Consider the following 17,804-nt stretch of genomic DNA (forward strand, 5'->3'; position numbering starts at 1 on the left):
ATCACGTTTGTTTTTTTAACTCCACTACAAACAAACGTGTGTTCTTTTTTGGTTTGAAATGGGACCATTTTGTTAACATGAATATTCAAAAATAATTTTTTCAAGTTAGAATATTCAAAAACTTATTTATGCAAACAAGCATGTCATGATAACATTTAACAAAAGGGGGTAGAAGTAGATGAGTGTTGACATTATTTCTAAAGAAGAAATCACAAAATTATTAAACGACTGGTATCAAGCTATGATTTCACAACGTGTATTACAGTCTCAGAAAATAAAAGAAGATATTGCAAATAAAATCAATAATATTAAGGAAGACCAAACAATATTAGTCTACTACGCTTTATTGAATGCACGGTATAAACTGCTAATTCGGGATATGGATAGTACAAAAGATATTCTGGACAAAATCGAGCCTTTACCAGAGTCTACAGAGACATTTTTAGAGTACTATCATCATTTATTTAAAGCAATTTACGCTATTAATAAAGCAAACCATAGTGAAGCAAGAATGCAATTTGAAAAAGCTGAAACGTTTTTAGAGTACATGCATGATGAAATTGAAAAAGCTGAATTTAATTATTGGCTTGCAGTCCATTACTATCACGTATTAAAACCGATCCTAGCAGTTCAATTTGCTACAAAGGCGAATGAAGTATTTTCAATTAGTCCAGGGTATGAATTAAAAACTGCAGCATGCTTAAATACTTTAGGAATGGCACACATTCGACTAAATGAATTCGAAAGTGCAGAGGAATATTTACTTTCAGCACTAGGTACCTTCCAAAAATCTAATGATGAACTTCTTATTAAACGAGTTAAGCATAATTTAGGACTTTTATACGCAAGTCAAAACATGCCAGAGTTAGCAATTAAACACTTAGAGGATTCATTAGAAAATAACGCTAAAACTATGTTTCTTTTAGCAAGAGAACATTTTAAGTTAGGTTATAGTCATATCGCTAATGAATATATTGAGAATGGCTATAAGATTAGCGACTTATGTTATCGTCATCATTTCCGAATTTTAAAAGCAGTACATAACTATGTACCGCAAGAAGAATTAGAAAATGTGGTTATAGAAGGTATTTCGTATTTTGAAAAAGAAGAATTATATGATTGGGTAAAAGAATATGCTTCTCTTTTAGGTGAAATATTCTATGGTTCAGAAAATCATAGAAAAGCAAGCAAGTATTTGCACATCGCTTTAGATGCAGACAAAAAGAGCATAGAAAGAAGGGCGCTAAAATGAAAAAAGCAATCTTATTAATGATGATGTTATCCGCTGTTTTTACTTTTGGTCTTACTAATGCAAAAGACATACCACAAAACGAAGCAATTGAAGTGTTTATGGATCATGGAGAACATATTTAAAACCTAAGGAAGAGGGCGCTTATAGTGTCCTCTTTTTAATATCTATTATTTATATGATGAGGTTGCAGGTACGTCTTTTGGTTATTGTTTGATAAACGTAAGATGTTTCTAAAAATGTGTATACAAAGGTGTATTTTTGTACTGTATATGTTCACGTACTATATAAAAAAGTATGAAAATCTATAAAAATAATTATTTCAATAAAATTTGTTTTAGATATTAAAAAGTGCCAAAACCCTTGTGGTATAAGGGGTTTGGCACTTTTGTGTTTTTTATATTTTATCAAATAAACAACCCTAAAACTGCTCATTCTTCTCCCAAGATTCAACGATATAATGTGCAATCGTCGGATTGAAGCCTTTACCAACTAAAAACATAATCGCAGCAACTTCTGTTAATGCGTGTTCGTGTGATGTATGTTTTGCTTCATTTAAACCGTAATCTACCCATGGTTTTACGAAATCTAGTACAGGTTTCTTGAAAGGTAAAAATTGTGTACCGACAACTTGTTGAATTTGTTGTTGTGTTGGTTCAGTAATTGGTCCAGGTGGTAAGATTTGTGGTTGTGTAATGTCTAGTGTTGGTCCGGGCGGTAAAATTTGTGGCTGAGTTGGATCTATTGTTGGTGGTTTAGGTGGTGAGACACGTGCGTCGTAGTTTGGTTGATACATTTGTTGTTGATATTGCGGTTGTTGTGGTTGAGTTGTGTATGGGTTTTGTGGTGCTGCATATGGATTTTGTTGATATTGTTGTTCTTGGTTTTGTGGTGCTACATATGGATTTTGTTGATATTGTTGTTCTTGGTTTTGTGGTGCTGCATATGGATTTTGTTGATATTGTTGTTCTTGGTTTTGTGGTATTACATATGGATTTTGAGGATATCGCTGTTCTTGATTTTGTGGTGCTGCATATGGATTTTGAGGATATTCATAATTTGGACGTGTGTCATATGGATTTTGTTGAAATTCAGTTTCTTGGTTTTGCGTTGTTGCATATGGGTTTTCGTCATATTGTTGCTCTTGCTGTTGTAACTCTTGTTCTTCGTATTGTTCTGTGTATCTCTGTTCTTGTTGTTGAGGATACAATGGTTGCCTTGGATAAGGCGGTTGATTATTATAGAACATGTTTATTCCTCCTTCATGATGATGCCTACCACCTAGTGTATGGGCGGACAAGAAAATATGTGATGAAAAAATGCGGGCGTGTTACAATAAGTAACTGGGTGAAGATAAAATGACAAAACAAGAAAAAATTCAAAAAACAATTACTTTTGTAAAACATATTTTAGAAAAAGATGCGAGTGGGCATGATTGGTATCATATTGAACGTGTACATAAAATGGCGATTTCTTTATCTGAGCAAGAAGGTGGAAATCGTTTTATAATTGAAATGGCAGCATTACTTCACGATGTGGCAGATGAAAAGCTAAATGAAAGTGAAGAAGCAGGAATGAAAAAAGTTTCTGATTGGTTAGAAGAGCTACGTGTTGAAGAAGAGGAAAGTAAACATATTCTTCATATCATCGCCAATATGTCTTATAAAGGTGGCCATGGCGGCACAGTAGAGTCACTTGAAGGGAAAATTGTTCAAGATGCGGATCGTTTAGATGCTCTTGGTGCAATAGGAATTGCTCGTACATTTGCATATGGTGGGGCGAAAGGGAGATTAATGTATGACCCAACTATTCCGCCGCGTGAAGAAATGACGAAAGAAGAGTATAGAAAAAATAATGATCCATCTTTAAATCATTTTTATGAAAAACTTTTGAAATTAAAAGATTTAATGAATACGAATGCAGCAAAACAAGAGGCTGAAATTCGTCATCGTTATATGGAACAGTTTATTGAACAATTTATGAAAGAGTGGAATGCACAAATATGAAAATGTTAACTGTGGAGAACTTATCAAAATCATATGGAGAAAAGCCGTTATTTGATGGATTATCATGTAGTATTACAGAAGGACAACGTGTCGGAATTATTGGTGTAAACGGAACTGGTAAATCGACATTATTAAAAATTATTGCAGGATTAGAAGCTCCTGATACAGGTGATATGACGCATTCACGTGGGTATACAATTAGTTATTTATCACAGCAACCAGAGTTTGATGAAAAACTGACAGTATTAGAGCAAGTGTTCCATGGTGATACACCTTTAATTCGTCTTCTTCGTGATTATGAAAAAGCACTATTAAATATTGAAAAAGATCCAAGTAATGAAAAAGTACAGGAACAATTATTTGCAGTGCAGCAACGTATGGATGCAATGAGTGCATGGGAAGCAAATGCAAATGCGAAGTCTCTTTTAACGAAATTAGGAATTACGGACTTCACTGCAATTGTTGGGAATTTATCTGGTGGACAGAAAAAACGTATCGCAATGGCACAATGTTTTATTGAAACACCGGATTTATTAATTTTAGACGAGCCTACGAACCATCTTGACCATGAGACAGTTGAATGGTTAGAAGAATATTTAGCGAGATATACAGGTTCGGTATTACTTGTAACCCATGATCGTTATTTCTTAGATCGTGTGACGAATCGTATTTTTGAATTAGATAATGGTAAACTATATAGCTACGAAGGAAACTATAGTACATTTTTAGAAGCGAAAGCACTTCGTGAAGAGCAAGAATTGGCACAAGAATCGAAACGCCAAAATTTATATCGTCGTGAACTTGCTTGGATTCGTCGTGGTGCAAAAGCCCGTTCTACGAAACAAAAGGCGCGTATTCAGCGTTTTGATGAGCTAAAGGCACAAGAAGGACCAGCTGCAAAACAGTCAGTTGATATTGCACTAAGCGGAAGTCGTCTAGGAAAGAAAGTACTTGAGTTAAAAGATGTAACGAAAAAATTTGGCGATAAGACGGTATTACATAATTTTAATCATATTGTGAAACCGGGTGATCGTATCGGAATTATTGGGGCGAATGGAAGTGGGAAATCTTCCCTATTAAATATGCTTGCAGGTAAGTTATCTCCTGATAGTGGTGAAGTGGAAGTAGGACAAACTGTAAAAGTTGCTTATTATACGCAAGAAAATGAAGAGATGAATTTAAATCAGCGTATGATTGAATACATTAAAGAGATTGCAGAAGTTATTCATACGACAGATGGAAAAGTAATTGGTGCATCTCAAATGTTAGAACGTTTCTTATTCCCGACGCATTCACATGGTACACCACTTGGTAAACTATCTGGTGGTGAAAGAAGACGTTTATATTTATTACGTATTTTAATGGGAGAACCAAACGTACTTTTACTTGATGAACCTACGAACGATCTAGATACACAAACATTAACAGTACTAGAAGATTATTTAGAAGATTTCCCAGGTGTCGTTTTAACTGTATCGCATGACCGTTACTTCTTAGATAAAGTAGTAGATGAACTGTTCATCTTTACTGGCGGAGGCGAAGTGCGTGAGTTTCTAGGTAGTTATACAGATTATTTAGAAATGGAAAAAACGAGAGAACTTATGGAGAAAGCGGAAGTTCAAAAAGAGAAAAAAGTTGTAGAAGAAGCTCCAAAACAACAACGTAAACGTAAACTTTCATACAATGAACAGCGTGAATGGGAAACGATTGAAGATACAATTGCCGAACTTGAAGAGAAAATTGAGTCAATTGGAGAAGAACTTGCGAAAGTTGGATCTGACTTCACAAAGGCACAAGAATTATCTGAAGCACAGCAGAAAACAGAAGAAGAGCTAGAAAAAAAGATGGAAAGATGGAGTGAACTATCAGACATCGTTGAAGGATTAAAATAAAAACAAGCTGCATATATTGAAAAGTAAAGAGAAAAACTTTACACTATTGGTAGAACCTATTTTAGGAGGGAAAAAATGAGAACATCTAATCCAATGTTGAAAAAAGAGGCATTCCGTAAAGAGGGAGCAAGTGCTTCTGCGATGACGATTGGCGGAACAGTAGGCAAAACGTTCATTATGCTTATCTTGCTACTTGCAACGTCTGTCTATTCATACATACAGATGATGCAGGGGACGATGAAGATGCCAGTATTAATTGGTGCTTTAATCGTTGCGGCAATCATCGCATTTGCGTCTATGTTCTTCCCGCGTATTTCACCTTTTGGTGCACCAATCTATGCAGCGGTAGAAGGGGTTGTGTTAGGAAGTATTTCAGCAGTTTATACAATGAAATTTGGCGATTCTATCGTTTTAAATGCTGTATTACTAACAATCTCAATTCTATTTGCAATGTTAGTGTTATATGCAACACGCGTAGTAAAAGTAACGGATAAATTCCGTACAGGCGTGATGGCAGCAACACTTGGAATTATGGTTATGTATTTAGTCGTATTTCTACTAAATATGTTTGGTGTAACTGTTCCATACATTCACCAAGGTGGTACAATCGGTATTATTATTAGTGCAGTTGTTATTGTAGTTGCTGCATTAAACTTATTACTAGATTTCGATTTAATCGAAAATGGTGTACGTAGTCAAGCTCCGAAATATATGGAGTGGTATACTGCGATGGGATTAATGCTTACATTAGTATGGTTATACTTAGAAATTCTTCGTTTCGTTTCGTACTTTACGAAAAATGACTAATAAAAAAATCCTGCATGAAAAATGCAGGATTTTTTTATTTTCAAAGATATATTGAATGTATGGTATAATATGGATGATAGCAACTTGAAGTGAAGGAGATGGAATATGATGAAAGAGAAGAAGGGGATTATGAAAAAACTATTTTCTAAAAGTTTTTTCATAGAACTAGATGAAGCTTTAACGTATCCATCATCAAAAGTTATTACTTCAGCGATTGAAGGATATGCAACTGAATGCAATGAAAGATTAAAATTTGAGAGTAAAGTTAAACCGATTACTTTCTACTTAGAAAATGCAATGTACCGTGCTGAAATAAAGATGGCTCGCGGAGGATATTACATATCTTGTACTGAAGTGTAATAAATTTTGAAACCATACATGTTTGAACTATGTATGGTTTCTTTTTTTGTTTTGTAAGGTCTAAAATAATACTTTTTACTTACGGATATATCATTTTGTGCTTTTTACCATTCAAACATTTCTCCTTACAATGAAGAAAAACATGTGAGGTGGTATAACTTATGATGAATCGAGTTGTATTAATCGGTAGATTGACAAAGGAGCCAGAATTATACTACACAAAACAAGGCGTCGCTTATGCACGAATATGTGTTGCGGTGAATAGAGGATTTCGAAATAGTTTAGGTGAACAACAAGTCGATTTTATTAATTGTGTCGTTTGGCGCAAATCGGCTGAGAATGTAACTAAATATTGTAAAAAGGGATCACTCGTTGGGATTACAGGGCGTATTCAGACTAGTAATTACGATAATGAACAAGGCAAGAGAATATATAGAACTGAAGTTGTGATTGAGAGTATTACCTTTTTGGAGAGAAGGCGGGAGGGGGCATCGTAATAAAAGGTGATTTTAAGTAATAGCTTCGGAAAAAATTGTGGAAAGTATTTTAATAAACTTAATGGATAAAAAATAAAAATCATCGGAAACGAAAGCTTTTAAAATCCCGTTCCTAATTTAAAATATAAAAAGAATGAAATAGTATGGTAGCGGGAAGAAAGTAGTAAAATTAAGCATCCGAGTAGGAGTATAGAGTGATAACATGTTACAATACAGCTAAGAACATGCAATAAAGGAGAGTTTTTTACGTGAAGATTAAAGCAATTGAACCGACGCCAAGTCCAAATACAATGAAAGTTATTTTGAATGAAGTATTACCATCAGGAGCACGTAATAATTATACAAATGAAAATAAAGAACAAGCACCAATACAAGTGCAAGAAATTTTGAAAATTGAAGGCATTAAAGGTGTATATCATGTAGCCGACTTTTTAGCAGTGGAGCGAAATGCGAAGTATGACTGGAAAGTTTTATTACAACAAGTTCGTGCTGTTTTCGGCGAAGAAGTATTGGAAGAAAGTGAAGAACAACAACTGTCTCATTTTGGAGAAGTGAAAGTGTTTGTTCAAATGTTCTTTACAATTCCAATGCAAGTAAAGTTAACAGATGGAACATCGGAAGAACGTGTTGGCTTACCAGATCGTTTTAAAGAATCAATTATGAAAGTGCAAATGTCTGCACCAAACGTTGTAAAAGAGCGTAAATGGGTAGAACAAAGTACACGTTACGGTAATTTTGAAGAAATTGGGAAAGAAGTAGTGGAAGAGATTGTTGCTGCTTATTCAGAAGAACGTGTAAATGAAACGGTTAAAGAATTATTAAATCAAGCAGGTGCTGTTGAAGTAACGATTCAAAAGCGTGAGCCATATAAAGTAACAGAAGAGATGATGAAAGATTCTGACTGGAAAAATCGTTTTGCAGCATTAGAACAAATGGATCCTACTGAAGAAGATATTCCAGTGTTGAAGATGGCGTTAGATGATGAAAAAGTTTCAATACGCCGTTTAGCAACAGCTTATTTAGGTATGGTAAAAGGTGATGAAGTATTACCGTTATTATATAAAGCTTTGTTAGATCGCTCTGTAAGTGTTCGCCGTACTGCAGGAGATTGTTTATCAGATGTAGGTGATCCGGCAGCGATGTTCGTTATGATTAAATCTCTGAAAGATCCAAGTAAATTAGTACGCTGGCGTGCAGCGATGTTCTTATTTGAACTTGGAGATGAAAGTGCGATTCCAGCATTAAAAGCAGCGCAAGATGATCCAGAGTTTGAAGTAGCCATGCAAGCACGTCTAGCATTAGAGCGTATTGAAGGCGGAGAAGAAGCAAAAGGTTCTGTATGGAAACAAATGACGGAGTCTCGTAAAGGGGAATAATGTATGATTGTTTTCTATGATAGTTGGTGTCCGATGTGTACGGCCGTTGCAGAACGTACGAAAAAATTAGATAAAAAGGGTAAGATGAAATTTGTTTCATTTCGAAATGAAGATGTAGTTGAGAAGTATGAGCTTTCTCAAGAACTACAAAGTAAGATGGAACAAAGACTGTATATTTTTAAAAATAATAAGTGGTATGACGGTATTCAGAGCATAGATGTATTAGCAAAGGCCGTTCCATCTTATTGGTTTGCAGTTCCTTTTATAAAGCTATCTATCGTACTTGGTTTTGGAAGTAAAGTATACGATTATATCGCTAATAATAGAAAACTTGTTCCAGTGGGACATTGCCGCGGTGGGGTTTGTGAAATCCCTACAAAAAAATGAAATCATCGTTATCTTTCTTTTGCACCTATTAATAGAGCGTGATATGATGAATTTGGAATGAAAGTTGAAGGAGAGATTACAAGATGTCAAATGCTTATGAAGAATACATGCGCCAAATGGTAATCCCAATGCGCCAAGAGTTAGTGCGTTCTGGGTTTGAAGAGTTAACTACAGAAGAAGCTGTAACAGAATTTATGGAAAATACATCAGGTACAACTTTAGTAGTTGTAAACTCTGTTTGTGGTTGTGCAGCTGGTTTAGCACGTCCATCAGCAGGTCAAGCGGTTGTTCGTGCTGAAAAACAACCTGATCATCTTGTAACTGTATTCGCAGGTCAAGATAAAGATGCTACTGCAAAAATGCGTGAATACTTCGGAGAAATTCCTCCATCTTCACCATCTATGGCATTATTAAAAGGAAAAGAAGTTGTTCACTTTATTCACCGTCATGAAATTGAAGGTGCAACTATGGACGAAATTATTACGAACTTAGAACAAGCTTTCGAAAAGAATTGCTAAAGAAGGGGGAGAGTAAATCTCCCTCTTTTCTTTATATAGAGGTGAAACAATGATCGTAACAACAGCAGGAAGAACGAACAAAGAAATGACAGATTATGCAAACGAGGTAGCAGCAGAATTAAATGCTTCTTTCGTTAAACGTAATGACATACCGGTACATAAGCTACATGAGCAGTATGAACAAGATGTGCTTGTCGTAGGGAAGAACCGATTAGCTATTTATCCAAAAGGTACGGAAGAATCGTTTTTCTTTCATCCGAACTCAGCGATGTTTCGTGTGAAAAGGTTAATGCGTGGAGAACACGATCCGTTTGTACAAGCCACGCAATTAGAGAGAGGAATGACAGTGTTAGATTGTACGCTCGGGATGGCATCAGATAGTATTGTAGCTAGTTATGTTGTTGGGGAAAGCGGAAAAGTAACAGGACTTGAAGGCAATGAGTATATGGCTTATATTATGGAAAATGGTTTGAAAACATGGTCTTCATCTGTTTCTGAAATTGATGAAGCAATGCAAAGAATCCAAGTAAAGCAAACGGAGCATTTTTCATTTTTAGCGCAATGTGAAGACAATAGTTACGATGTCGTTTACCTTGATCCGATGTTTGAAGAAACTGTCATAGAATCCGATGGAATTAAAGGATTAAAACACTTCGCTTTGTATCATGATATTACTGACGAAACAATTGCGGAGGCAAAACGAGTGGCGAGAAAACGTGTCGTTTTAAAAGATCATTTTCGTAGTTCTAGATTTGAAAAACACAATTTTTATGTATACAAAAGAAAAAGTGCTAAGTTTCACTTTGGTGTAATTGACCCTTGCTAATTGTTTGAAAAGATGTATAATAAGCAATAATTAATTAAATATACTGTCTGTGATGAAGAGAGTAGTCTTTTTTAGAAGGAAAGCGAGCTAGGGATGGTGTGAGCCTAGTACGGAAGAAAAAGATGAAGCGCACTTCGGAGATGCTTCTTGAACGAATAGTAGAGAAAGCCGAGGCCCCCTGTCCTCGTTATAAACGGGAAAGTGGTTCGTAACGAACAACAAGGGTGGTACCACGGGTTAAAACTCGTCTCTTTTTTAGAGACGAGTTTTTTGTGTTTTAAAAAATAAGGAGGTTGTATCATGGATTATAAAATGCAGTTTGCGGAAAGTTTATCTAATATTTTCACGAATGAATTAACGCAAAAACAAATTTTAGATTTAATTGAAACACCGAAACAAGATGAATTTGGAGATGCAGCGTTCCCATGCTTTTCATTAGCGAAGCAATATAAAAAAGCACCAGCTCTTATCGCAAAGGAAGTTGCTGAGAAATTCAATGATACGTTTTTTACGAAAGTAGAAGCCGTTGGTCCTTATGTAAATGTATTTTTCAATCGTGAAACTGTAAGTGATGCAGTATTAAAAACAGTTTTAGCGGAGAAAGAAGAGTTCGGTCAAAACCACTTTGGCTGTGAAAAAACAGTAGTAATTGATTATTCCTCTCCTAATATCGCGAAACCTTTTTCGATGGGGCATTTACGTTCTACAATGATAGGAAATTCGCTGAAACATATAGCTGAAAAATGTGGCTATGAAGTTGTAGGGATTAATTATATAGGAGATTGGGGAACACAGTTTGGAAAGTTAATTACGGCTTATAAAAAATGGGGAAATGAAGCAGTTGTTAAAGAAGATCCAATACGTGAGCTATTTAAGTTATATGTCCAATTCCATGAAGAGGTAAAAGACGACGAAGAACTAGAAGAAGAAGGACGTGCTTGGTTTAAGAAACTAGAAGAAGGTGATGAAGAAGCGGTAGAACTTTGGAATTGGTTCCGTCATGAGTCCCTTAAAGAATTTTCTCGCATTTATGAACTTCTCGGCGTAGAATTTACTAATTTTCAGGGAGAAGCATTTTATAATAATTTAATGGAAGATTTTATTGGGATTTTAGAAGAACATGAGTTGCTTGAAGAATCAGAAGGTGCATTAGTCGTTAATTTAGAAGAAGAAGGAATGCCGCCTTGCTTAATTAGAAAATCAGATGGTGCGACGATTTATGCAACGCGTGACTTAACGGCAGCTTTATATCGTCAAAACACTTATGGGTTTGATAAAGCGCTATATGTTGTTGGTCCAGAACAAAGCTTACATTTCAATCAATTTTTCACCGTATTAAAAAAACTTGGCTATACTTGGGTTGATGGTATGGAACACGTACCGTTTGGCTTCATTTTAAAAGATGGTAAGAAAATGTCGACACGTAAAGGAAGAGCTATTTTACTTGAAGAAGTACTCGAAGAAGCAATCGAACTTGCAAAACAAAATATTGAAGAGAAAAATCCAAACTTAAAACAAAAAGAAGTAGTGGCAAAGCAAGTTGGTGTTGGTGCAGTCATCTTCCACGATTTAAAAAATGAGCGTATGCACAATATTGAATTCTCATTAGAAAACATGCTGAAATTTGAAGGAGAAACAGGCCCGTACGTACAGTACACACATGCACGTGCTTGTTCTATTTTAAGAAAAGAAAGTGTAGAATTTGAAACATGTACATTTGCTTTAAAAGACGATCATAGCTGGAGTGTCGTAAAATTACTAAATAAATTCCCGCAAATAATTGAAGCAGCTTTCAATAAAAATGAGCCATCGATTATTTCGAAATATATATTAGATGTAGCACAATCATTCAATAAATATTACGGTAATGTTCGTATATTAGAAGAGAGCAAAGAAAAAGACAGCAGAATCGCATTGGTTTATGCTGTGACGGTTGTATTAAAAGAAGGATTACGTTTACTTGGGGTGGAGGCACCTGAGGAGATGTAACATAGTAGTAAACTGACAAACTGGGTCTAGTATAAACCTGGTTTGTTTTTTTATTGGATATATATTTTTTTTGCAAAATCAATTAAAATCTTTTTAGAGAGGGTGATTCATATTGATTCGAACTTTTATTTTACAAATTCCTTGTCATAGAAGATTAGATAGGAGTTTCTTTAAACTACAAAAGTACATACCTTTATGTGCACGTTGTACAGGCATGCTTATTGGTATTTTAATGTTTCCAATTTATTTTTATATGACACCTTCATTTCTTTTGGCAATCATACTATCATTTTTCGCTCAAATTCCGTTACTTATCGATGGGTTCACCCAAAAGTGGAAATGGAGAAATAGCTCAAATTTGCTAAGAATAACTACTGGTGTATTAAGCGGTAATGGTATGGGATTATTCATTTCCTCTAGTGTTATATGGATATTATCTTAAGATATATAGTAATGGAGGTATTTACATAGATGTTCTGGATTTACTTAATTCTAATTTTTATTTCAGGCGGAAGTGGAATTGGTTTTATGACTCAAAATAACTATACAGAAGCAATAATAGCTTTTGTTATTTGTATACTATTGTTTGGGCTACTGTATTATTATCTTAAAAGAAACAAAAGAAAGAGAAAAGCAGATTGTGACGATTTAGACTGTACGGATTGTTTTGATTGTGATTGTACTTGTTAAATTTTTCTTCCAAATAAAAAGCTAGTGTATTATTAAAAATACACTAGCTTTTTGCTTTGAAATTTTAAGAAAAGTGTAGGAATACGACTATTCTATAGAGAACTTTAGTTTTGTATATTTAAGGAGTACCCTGATTCTCCAGATGAAGGATTAGCCTTTTTAAGTAAAATACCTATTATAGATGAAGAAGCAATTTGGGAAACTGATATAGATGAATCAAATTATTGTGCTATTCGAATCATGTTTACATATAAAGGTTGCAATTTAGGAGTTACGAATGTTCATTTAAATTGGAAATCTAATAGAAAAAGACAAGAACAAATGAATGCCGTGAATAATTGGATTACAAATAAAGTAAGTGATTACGAATTATTATGTGGTGATTTTAATGATGATCCATATTCAATGGTGCATCAATACTTAATTCGGAAGCATTGGATAGATGTAGCTCAGTTTAAAGAAATCGAAGAGAACATGATAGCTCAACCAACTTTAGATTATAGAAAGAATCCGAATTTAAAAGGTGATGTAAAGCAAGAAAAAAGATATGATTGGGTCATGATACAAGAAAATGCCGCATTTGAATTTCCTACGATTGAAAACGTATCTATATTTGGGGATTCGGTACTAACTTCAACTGGTGTGTTTCCTAGTGATCATTACAGTGTTTTTGTAGAGTTGAAATTTAATGAATGAGAAAAATGTCATTTTTTGTTGGTAAGTCGATATTCACCGTATAATCGCCGATATAATTTCATGTACTGTTTTTAACTAACAAAAGATAGGATACACATGTTACGTTATTCTATATAATCAAACAAAATACAGAGAAAGACAATCATTTTTACTATATTTTGTTATAAATTTGAATAATATTAATTAATACCATCCATTATAAGAGATTTTAGTTGAATACATACTATATGGTGTGTAAAATCTAAGCAAGTAGCAGTATAAATATAAATTCGAGGTGAATGCATGCTAGATTTTAAGCAGTTAGAAACTTGTTTAAAAGACAAGAGATTTGTAGATGGATTACAGGAAATAAATAATGAAATTGCATATATAAAAGAAACGAATACTTTATCCTATGTGAAGAATTGGCTTGCCAATATTCCTTCGCATAAGGAGTTCGATATATTAATTCGTCTTACTGATGAAGGGCTTATGCACCAATACAGTTCATTCCTCATTCGTTACGCTTATAAAAAATTCCCAAATATGAGAACGCTCTCTTTATATTGTGATGAGTTAATTGATGAGCGGAAAATTCTTGAAGCAGAGCAGCTGTTAAAAGAAACTTTAGAAGAGAGTAATAAAGAAGAAATAGATGCAGATTTTTTAGCGAAAACATATTTTACGTTAGTACGATGTCTTTTAGAAATGAAACGAAACGAAGAAGCGTTAATGTATATGCAAAAAGCAGAGGAGTACAGTGCACGCGCAGTGTTTGATAAATGGGGCTACGTTTATATGCATACAGGTGAATGGGAGAAAGCGGAAGAACAATTTATTGCTGGCATGCAGCATGAAGATTGTGAAGAGTTATCTACCTATTTATTATCACAATTGTATGCGAATAAAGGAGAACAAAAACGCGCGATACAGTTAATCGATGATGCAATTGTAAAATTCCCACAAGTACCATATTTTCATTTTGAGAAGATAAAGTATTTATTAGATTTAGAGCGATATGAAGAGATGTTAGCGGTAATAGATAACATAAATACTCAGCTGCCGTATCATGCCTATAATACTTACTTTGTACATTTACGTGCAGAAGCACTGTACAAAATGAATAAATTTGCAGATTTACAAAAACTATTAAAAGAAGAAAAGAGTTTAAAAGAATCTTTATATCATAATTTAGAAAAAAATCCGGATGGAAAAAAGGTTCACTTGCCGATAGTTCCTATTGTACAAAAGGATAATTATTGTGTTCCGACAAGTTTAGAGATGATGTTGCGTATATGGGGAGAGAAACGTACACAAGATGAAATAGCAGAGTTTATTTTTGATATGACAGGTTCGAAGTTTTCAGATACTGTTTCTTATTTAGAAGAATTAGGTTATGAATATCGTTATTTTAAAGGGAATGAAGAGAATTATAAGAGACTGATTGACGAAGGAATTCCTGTTTTATTAAGTATAGATATTGAGCATGCTTCACACGTACAAGTTCTATCTGGATATGATGATACATTGCAAGCTTTCTATGTTCAAGATCCAAACTTTATAGAACCAGTTCTTGTGGAATATAGTAAATTACAAGAAAAATATCGTTATACAGGCTGTTTAGCAATCACGTTTGTTCCGAAAGAAAAGAAGGAGCAACTAGCGTTTCTAAGTGAGGAAGAAAATCGTTACTTTAAATCTATTTTTTCTCTTACGGATCATTTAGATGAACATGACAAAGAGGGGATTAGTAACTTAGTACAATTTTTAAAAGAAACGAGTGATAATCCAAATACGTGGTTATATACGATAAAGCACTTAGATGTTGAAGTAGATAAAGAATTTATTTTATATTGTATCGATAAGTTAATGGAAAAGTTTCCGAACTCGGACTTTGTTAAATTGCATGGTGCACAGTGTTTTATTCGTCTTCAAGAAGTAGAGAAAGCGGAGCAAATGCTGACAAGCGTTGAGAAGAAAAATAATCGTGCTTTATATCATTTAATAAACGGAAGATATGCTTTTGAGCAGGAAAGTTATATAGAAGCGATTTCAAGCTTTCGTTCATCGTTACAATTAGACGCAGATCAGCCTATTGCTTGGAGTTTTCTCGCTTTATCCTATATGTATATTGATCAATCTGAAAAAGCATTGCAATACTCTCAAGTTGCGTTAGAGCGTAGTCCTGAAAGGTTCACTTTAACAAATCACGGTTTAATATTAATAGATTTAGAAAGATATGAAGAAGCATATGAAATCTTTAATGACTTGTTAAAAGAGTATAAATATGAAGCGCATGTATGGTATGAACGAGCGAGATGTGCACATCAACTAGGGAAATTATATTTAGCAATAAAAGGGCTTAAAGTAGCGATTCGTTTGGATAGTAATGCACCTTACATTTATACGAAACTTTCGGAAATATACGAATCTGATTTGAAGGATGAGGAAAGTGCGAAAGAAATTTTATTGAACGGTATTGAGAATTGTGATGATAAAGCACCTCTTTACGTAAAATTAGGTGATTATCATTTTCAAAATGATAGCTTGGAAGAAGCAGAAGTATTGTATAAGCGTGCTTTAGAAGAAAATGATGAGGATGTTTATTCTCACTTCGGACTTACACAAGTTTATATGGCAAGAGAACAATATAAGGAAGCAAAAGAATATATACTTGGTCTTGAGAAGCAAATTGAAAAGAGCCAAGATTTCCTCATGAATGCAGGAATGGTTTTATGGGATGCTGAAATTGAACTTGGTGGAAATGAAGAAGGGTTTAAAGTAGCACTATCTAAGTTAGAAAATGGTATAAAGAAAAGTGATTATAATGTAGCAAGTGCGTTAGATGAATATGTGAATCGAATTAAAGGAACGGAATTTGTACAACGAGGTATAGCATTTTTAAGAACGTTACACAAAGAAAGAAATGAAGTAAGTGAGTACGGTTGTTATGCAGGTATTTTATATGAATCTATTGGACAGTACGGCCAAGCGATGAAAAGATATAATAAGGCGATAGAACAAATGGAAACGGCATTACCGTATTACCGAATTGGTGAAACACTTATGGCATTAGGGCAATTGACGGAAGCAAAGCAAGCGTATGAAACATGTTTAGAGCTTGATGGGAATTTCGTAGGTGTACATTTACAGCTTGCGGAAATATACGAAAAAGAAGAAAACCGTTCTAAAGAACAAAGTCATATGGTTCAGGCGATGAAAGAAGAGCCGTTGCATATTAATATGGAATATTTAGCACAGCTTTCAGTAGATATGAATCTTCAGGAAGAATTGCTGACTGAACTAGAACAATTAGTGGACGAAGTACCTGAAATATGGCGTTTAGATGCGATTGCATATGTGTACGGAGCGATGAATGAAATAGATAAAGAACAAGCACAGGTTGAATACGCACTACAATTAGATGGTGAGCATATAGAAGTTCTATATCATTATGCAAAAGTATTAGTGAAAAAAAGAAATGTAAAAGCAATTGAAGTTGCAATGAAAGTAATACAAAAAGATTTTGATAATGAACGTATATTTGATGTTTATGTAAAAGCAGTAGAGCAACATAAAAAATTGTCTAACATACGAGATTTTCTTCATACGTTAAAGGTGAAAAAAGCAGAAAGGAGTACAGCATTCATGTATGCTGCAGCTGCAGTTACGGAAATATGGATTGAACGCCAGCTGCATGAACAGCCAAAACGATCTATCATTACGAGAGCTTTTTATCGTATGAAAAATCGTGCGAAAGAAATTTCAATGGTTACTATGATAATTGATTTATATGAAATCTCTTTAAAGTTAAATCCGAAAAATAGTATGGCAGCACAGCGATTTGCGCTATTTTATGAGAATGTAGAGATGAATAAAGAAGCAATAGAGATTCTGCACACGTCACTAGAAAATAAATGGGATTATGACGTAGCGAAGCAACTTGTAAATCTTTTCGTTGAGTGCGAGGAAGAAGATATGTTAAGAGATGCTTTGGAATTAACGAAACAAATGGTTCGAGAACTACCAGATGATTATGATACTCTTCTTCTGCAAACACAAGTATTCTTTAAAGCAGGGGAAGAAAGAAAAGCAGAAAAGATTATCTTACAATTAACAGAGCAAACACCGTTTGTAAGTAGAGCATTTCTTGCTTTAGGAGAAATATATCAAAGTCAAGAAAGGTTTGAAGAGGCAATTCATGTATTAGAAAATGCTTCTATACATCATCCAAATGAAACAGCAATTCTTCTTTCTTTAGCATCTTCATATCATGGTGCCGGCCAAACGATAAAGGCAGAAAAAATAACAAATGAAGTATTAATAATTGACGCGAGTGATTTGTTAGCAAGATATGATCGAGCTTGTTATTTAGCACAGTTAAATAGAAATGAAGAGGCGAAGGAAGAGCTTGAATTTGTCCTTCGTGAGGATGAATCGGGATTCTTTGCTGAACTTATTGAGGATGATGAAAATTTAGCAGCATTGCGAGAGTTTGAAAAGTAATTGTATAAGAATAGGGGAAAAAGATA

Annotated in this window: 17 protein-coding genes and 1 other annotated feature; of the genes, 16 read left to right on the plus strand and 1 reads right to left on the minus strand. The window is 34.3% G+C overall.

Going from position 1 to position 17,804, the window contains the following annotated elements; translation table 11 throughout:
* Positions 1 to 178: 178 nt before the first annotated feature.
* Together BLT20_RS08090 and BLT20_RS08095 are read left to right on the plus strand one after the other, a co-directional pair.
* Positions 179 to 1,252 carry a response regulator aspartate phosphatase gene (locus BLT20_RS08090; protein WP_000109855.1) on the plus strand — a complete coding sequence of 358 codons (1,074 nt, stop codon included), beginning with the start codon at positions 179 to 181 and terminating at the stop codon, positions 1,250 to 1,252.
* Positions 1,249 to 1,374, plus strand: coding sequence for an aspartate phosphatase (locus BLT20_RS08095; RefSeq protein ID WP_000709201.1), 126 nt, complete (start codon positions 1,249 to 1,251; stop codon positions 1,372 to 1,374). Before BLT20_RS08090 ends, BLT20_RS08095 begins: the two co-directional genes overlap by 4 nt.
* 296 nt (positions 1,375 to 1,670) lie before the next feature.
* On the opposite strand, the gene BLT20_RS08100 is transcribed toward BLT20_RS08095, so the two are convergent.
* Entirely contained in the window at positions 1,671 to 2,498 is an 828-nt protein-coding gene (locus BLT20_RS08100) for a hypothetical protein (protein WP_000499733.1), read from the minus strand.
* A gap of 109 nt (positions 2,499 to 2,607) precedes the next feature.
* On the opposite strand from BLT20_RS08100, the gene BLT20_RS08105 reads away from it, so the two are divergent.
* The 14 genes from BLT20_RS08105 (at position 2,608) to BLT20_RS08170 (ending at position 17,778) form a co-directional block, all read left to right on the plus strand.
* Positions 2,608 to 3,255, plus strand: a complete 648-nt coding sequence (locus tag BLT20_RS08105) for an HD domain-containing protein (protein ID WP_000165966.1) — start codon at positions 2,608 to 2,610, stop codon at positions 3,253 to 3,255.
* On the plus strand, positions 3,252 to 5,147 hold the full coding sequence (locus BLT20_RS08110) for an ABC-F family ATP-binding cassette domain-containing protein (protein ID WP_000783160.1): 1,896 nt from the start codon (positions 3,252 to 3,254) through the stop codon (positions 5,145 to 5,147). Before BLT20_RS08105 ends, BLT20_RS08110 begins: the two co-directional genes overlap by 4 nt.
* Before the next feature lie 75 nt (positions 5,148 to 5,222).
* Positions 5,223 to 5,954 carry a Bax inhibitor-1/YccA family protein gene (locus BLT20_RS08115; protein WP_001260655.1) on the plus strand — a complete coding sequence of 244 codons (732 nt, stop codon included), beginning with the start codon at positions 5,223 to 5,225 and terminating at the stop codon, positions 5,952 to 5,954.
* 105 nt (positions 5,955 to 6,059) lie between these two features.
* Positions 6,060 to 6,314 carry a DUF4318 domain-containing protein gene (locus BLT20_RS08120; protein WP_000975138.1) on the plus strand — a complete coding sequence of 85 codons (255 nt, stop codon included), beginning with the start codon at positions 6,060 to 6,062 and terminating at the stop codon, positions 6,312 to 6,314.
* A gap of 161 nt (positions 6,315 to 6,475) precedes the next feature.
* Positions 6,476 to 6,811: a single-stranded DNA-binding protein gene (locus BLT20_RS08125; RefSeq protein ID WP_000982020.1), complete on the plus strand. Its 336-nt coding sequence runs from the start codon at positions 6,476 to 6,478 to the stop codon at positions 6,809 to 6,811.
* A gap of 248 nt (positions 6,812 to 7,059) precedes the next feature.
* Positions 7,060 to 8,187 (plus strand): conserved virulence factor C family protein, encoded by a 1,128-nt coding sequence (locus tag BLT20_RS08130; RefSeq protein WP_000692554.1) that lies wholly within the window; start codon positions 7,060 to 7,062, stop codon positions 8,185 to 8,187.
* Between the two features lie 3 nt (positions 8,188 to 8,190).
* On the plus strand, positions 8,191 to 8,574 hold the full coding sequence (locus BLT20_RS08135) for a thiol-disulfide oxidoreductase DCC family protein (protein ID WP_000634884.1): 384 nt from the start codon (positions 8,191 to 8,193) through the stop codon (positions 8,572 to 8,574).
* Between the two features lie 83 nt (positions 8,575 to 8,657).
* On the plus strand, positions 8,658 to 9,092 hold the full coding sequence (locus BLT20_RS08140; protein ID WP_000063706.1) for a BrxA/BrxB family bacilliredoxin: 435 nt from the start codon (positions 8,658 to 8,660) through the stop codon (positions 9,090 to 9,092).
* A 49-nt stretch (positions 9,093 to 9,141) separates the two neighbouring features.
* Positions 9,142 to 9,918, plus strand: coding sequence for a class I SAM-dependent methyltransferase (locus BLT20_RS08145; RefSeq protein ID WP_000637459.1), 777 nt, complete (start codon positions 9,142 to 9,144; stop codon positions 9,916 to 9,918).
* 40 nt (positions 9,919 to 9,958) lie between these two features.
* Positions 9,959 to 10,173 (plus strand) — a binding site (T-box leader).
* A gap of 45 nt (positions 10,174 to 10,218) precedes the next feature.
* On the plus strand, positions 10,219 to 11,907 hold the full coding sequence (argS, locus tag BLT20_RS08150) for an arginine--tRNA ligase (RefSeq protein WP_000384915.1): 1,689 nt from the start codon (positions 10,219 to 10,221) through the stop codon (positions 11,905 to 11,907).
* Positions 11,908 to 12,019: 112 nt separating this feature from the next.
* A complete protein-coding gene (locus BLT20_RS08155) occupies positions 12,020 to 12,349 on the plus strand; it encodes a DUF2085 domain-containing protein (protein ID WP_000621474.1) in 330 nt (109 codons plus the stop codon).
* Positions 12,350 to 12,378: 29 nt separating this feature from the next.
* Entirely contained in the window at positions 12,379 to 12,597 is a 219-nt protein-coding gene (locus BLT20_RS08160; protein ID WP_000498606.1) for a hypothetical protein, read from the plus strand.
* Positions 12,598 to 12,711: 114 nt separating this feature from the next.
* On the plus strand, positions 12,712 to 13,293 hold the full coding sequence (locus BLT20_RS08165; RefSeq protein WP_306299079.1) for an exonuclease/endonuclease/phosphatase family protein: 582 nt from the start codon (positions 12,712 to 12,714) through the stop codon (positions 13,291 to 13,293).
* 282 nt (positions 13,294 to 13,575) lie between these two features.
* Entirely contained in the window at positions 13,576 to 17,778 is a 4,203-nt protein-coding gene (locus tag BLT20_RS08170) for a bacteriocin-processing peptidase family protein (protein ID WP_000883836.1), read from the plus strand.
* Positions 17,779 to 17,804 lie beyond the last annotated feature (26 nt).

The organism is Bacillus sp. cl96, assembly GCF_900100505.1.
GTDB lineage: Bacteria > Bacillota > Bacilli > Bacillales > Bacillaceae_G > Bacillus_A > Bacillus_A cereus.